Here is a 3,919-nt window from a genome sequence, read left to right on the forward strand (position 1 = left end):
CTGATATGACCTATATTCAAACGAAGCGTAATGGCTGGTGTTACTTATCAACCATCATGGACCTGCATCCACGACGGATTATCGGCTATTCGTTCTCAAAAAAGATGGATACTGATTTAGTCTTAAAGACCCTTGAAAGCGCGGTTAAAAATCGAACCATTACTGGGGACCTGATTATCCATACGGATTTAGGATCACAGTACACCAGCGATGATTACAATCAACGTTTAACTGAACTACATATCCGCCACTCATACAGCCGTAAGGGTTGTCCGTATGATAATGCGCCAATGGAATCCTTTCGCGCTTCCCTCAAAGAGGAATGTGTTTATCCAGTGCCGGTCTTTGAAGATTATGAAACTGCCGCTGCCGTCCTTTTTGAATATGTGCATGCTTTCTACAATAGGAAGAGAATTCATAGTTCACTGGGCTACCAGACCCCCTTACAAGTTGAAATTGCAACACTTACGAGCCAAATGGCCGCCTGATTTAATGCTTTCCAGGGTTCAAATAAGTTATTAATCGCGATTAATGATTTATTTGAGCTGTGGAAGGTAAACGCGGTTCTGAATGTCTCTTAAAATCTGTCTCAAATATTGACTTCAATCCACATCGACTACGTGCTAAGTGTAGCATCACCCGTTTTTTCCAATGACCCGAACAGCGACACAACTGCCACCGAGGGTATTTTACGCATTTTAAAGGCCGCCCAACAGGCCCACGTCAAGCGTGTTGTCATGACCGCCAACTTTGGCGCCATCGGCTTCAGTAATCACGACCAAACGAGCATCACCACTGAAGCCGATTGGACTGATCCTAACGAAAAAGGCTTATCGGCCTATGAAAAATTCAAACTGATCGCCGAACAGGCTGCCTGGCAGTTTATTGAACAAAGTCACGGCAGTTTAGAACTGACTACGATCAATCCGGTGGCGATCATGGGCCCAGCATTAGACGCCCACGTTTCTGGCAGCTTCGATCTATTGAAAAATTTACTTAACGGTCGTCCCAAAATGATTCCCAATATCCCACTCAATCTGATCGATGTGCGCGATGTTGCTGACTTACACATTCGTGCGCTGACCGCACCTCACGCTGGCGGGCAACGTTTTCTGGCTAGTGCTGCTGGTCAGATATCACTACCAGAGATAGCAGCACTGATTCGCCAAAAACGACCGCAAATTGCCCAAAACATTCCCACTAAAACGATGCCGAACTTGCTTTTAAGCAGCGCTGCTTTGTTCAACCAGACCGCCCGCGAAGGCAATTTATTAGTGCACGTCAATCGTCAGTTGAGTACCCAAAAAGCGCAAGATATCCTAAAATGGCAGCCACATTTTGATAATACGACCATCGTATTAGATAGCATTGACACGTTAATTCAATATGGACTACTGCCTTAAATTATAAATTTATTTTTATCACCTCCTTGACAAACACTTAAAATCGCGTTAAATTATAGCAACATGATAAATCAATGAGTAAATTAAACGCTGTGATAAGAAAAGTATAATTGTATTCACCAGTTAAGCGAGCGTCGTTTGGTGCAAGGACGTCAAGGTGCGACAATTAGAAAATCACCTTTGAGCGTTCATTGGGGGCTCCCATTATCGAGCTAGGGTATTTCGTACCAATTGGTGTTTGTACCCGAAGAGGCTGTTTTCGTGATAAAATGGCAAATCAAGGTGGTAACACGTTTATTAACGTCCTTATCTGAAATTAATTTTTCAGGTTTGGGCGTTTTTTGTTTATCGTGATCATTCCCGCGCAGGATGATCGCCGCCATTACTAAAGTCGACTTAGCAATGGCAACACTCATGATTTAAACGTGGGGCAACAGACGCTTAGTCTTTGAACCACATTTCCACAACCTACAAAATTTAAGGAGTGCTGCTTATGTTAGAGGAACGTAAACTCACTAAACGCGATTATTTCGTGGTTAGTTCAATGCTTTTTGGTCTATTCTTTGGTGCTGGTAACTTGATTTTTCCATTACATTTAGGCCAGCTAGCGGGACAGAATTGGGTGCCTGCCGCGCTTGGCTTCTTAGTCACTGGTGTGTTATTGCCATTATTATCCGTTTTAGCAATCAGTATCACTCGTTCCGAAGGTGTCTATGATGTTGGGCGGCCTTTAGGTCCCGTATTCGCGCTCTTATTCATGATCTTGATCCACGGCACCATCGGCCCACTTTTTGGTACACCACGGACAGCCACCGTTTCCTACACGGTTGGCTTAGCGCCACTAGTACCAAAGAATTTCCAAACAGTTGGTTTATTAGTTTTCTCCGCTGTTTTCTTCGGCTTAGCCCTCTTTTTCTCATTAGAGGAAAATAAAATCGTCAACAATATCGGTAAGTTATTAAATCCAGTTTTCTTAGTCTTATTAGCTGGCGTTTTCTTCCTAGCTTTTAGTTCACCAATGGGCCACGCCGGTGTTCAACACGCCACCGCTGCTTATACATCAGGCTCTTTCGTCAATGGTTTCTTGCAAGGTTATAACACGATGGACGCCTTAGCTGGCTTAGCCTTCGGGGTCACCGTAGTTACCGCCGTTCGCACCTTAGGCAAAAAACGCGCTAACAGTGTCGCGCTGGTCACTGCCCGTGCCGGCGTCTTCGCAATGGCAATGATCGCCGTCATCTACGTTGGTTTGATCTTCGTTGGCGCGATGTCCTTAGGTAAATTCAAAGTTTCCGCTAATGGCGGCATCGCTTTTGACCAAATTGTCAATCATTATATGGGCGTCGCTGGTCAGGCCATCTTAGCCACTTTGATCACCGTCACTTGCTTAACCACGGCGATCGGTTTAGTTGCGGCTTTTGCCCAAGACTTTCATAAACATTTTCCCAAAGTTAGCTACCGCACTTGGTTAGTTCTAACTACTCTGGCATCATTCTTGACCGCTAATATCGGTTTAAATCAAATCATCGCTTGGTCAACGCCAATGTTGATGTTCTTATACCCACTATCAATGGTCTTGATTTTATTGTCAGTCGCTTCACCACTGTTCCACAAAGACCCAGTCGTGTATAAATTCGTTGTTCTCTTTACCGTTGTTCCTGCTTTTTTCGACATGGTAACTGCTTTTCCAGCGGTCGTCAGCCAAAGTAGCTTCGGTAAAGCGATGACTGGCTTCGAACAGGCATACTTGCCATTCGCCAACTACGGCTTAGCTTGGTTAGTTCCTGCCTTAGTCGGTGCCGTTTTAGGGGTTGCCGTCCACGTCTTCAAACGTGTTAGCGCCCGCAACACCGTTTCACAAACTAAATAGGTAAGTCAAAAAAACGTTCACTTGCGGTGAACGTTTTTTGGTTCTATACTTTTTCCTGTTGATAGCTTACTTAACATGGTAATCTATTAGCAGGATTTTTTAGTGCAAAATAAAAAAGGCCCATAAGCCTCGCACCTAAAAAATCCACCCACTACAGCATCATTTTTAAAGGACGTGAAAACTTATGGACCCTGTAGATAATAATATAAAATTTGCGCTCAGTATTAAAGACCCAAATGTAGTTTTTTACAAATATAACTATCAAGTGATTAAAGCTAAGCGCGCAAAAGTATATATAGCCACGGTTAAGTTCGACCAGAAACATTGCGCTAACTGTGGCTTTTGCGAGCTAAGTCCTAATGGACACTACGTATCACGCGTGACCTATCTGGCAGCGAATGCGAGTGAACCAGTTTATTTAGAACTCCATAAAGAACGCGTCATTTGTCGTAATTGTAAAGCGTCGTTTATGGCTACTTCTGATGTGGTTGGATGTAAGCTGATTCCTGAGACAACTTTTAAGAGAGCGTATAATGAATAAATCGTCTCTCAAAAGGAAGGAATTTTTACATGCCAACTCGTTACGACAAAGAATTCAAACAAAACGTTATCAAACTATATAAGCAAGGCGAATCAGCTGCCCAAC

At 43.6% G+C, this 3,919-nt stretch carries 3 protein-coding genes and 1 pseudogene; all 4 read left to right on the top strand.

Annotated elements, in window-relative coordinates; genetic code table 11:
• On the top strand, positions 1–488 hold a 488-nt coding region (locus IV86_RS08470; protein WP_081035686.1), incomplete at its 5' end, for an IS3 family transposase.
• A gap of 108 nt (positions 489–596) precedes the next feature.
• Positions 597–1,403, top strand: coding sequence for an NAD-dependent epimerase/dehydratase family protein (locus IV86_RS08475; protein ID WP_236699172.1), 807 nt, complete (start codon positions 597–599; stop codon positions 1,401–1,403).
• 493 nt (positions 1,404–1,896) lie between these two features.
• On the top strand, positions 1,897–3,273 hold the full coding sequence (brnQ, locus tag IV86_RS08480) for a branched-chain amino acid transport system II carrier protein (RefSeq protein WP_004562607.1): 1,377 nt from the start codon (positions 1,897–1,899) through the stop codon (positions 3,271–3,273).
• 184 nt (positions 3,274–3,457) lie between these two features.
• Positions 3,458–3,763: pseudogene (locus IV86_RS08485) on the top strand (transposase family protein); the annotation flags it as partial.
• Positions 3,764–3,919 lie beyond the last annotated feature (156 nt).

Origin of the sequence: Pediococcus pentosaceus, assembly GCF_001437285.1 — a bacterium.
GTDB classification, from domain to species: domain Bacteria; phylum Bacillota; class Bacilli; order Lactobacillales; family Lactobacillaceae; genus Pediococcus; species Pediococcus pentosaceus.

Bases quoted from the DNA above. Each gene is read 5' to 3' on its own strand.
- brnQ (WP_004562607.1), top strand. From the start codon at position 1,897: ATGTTAGAGGAACGTAAACTCACTAAACGCGATTATTTCGTGGTTAGT.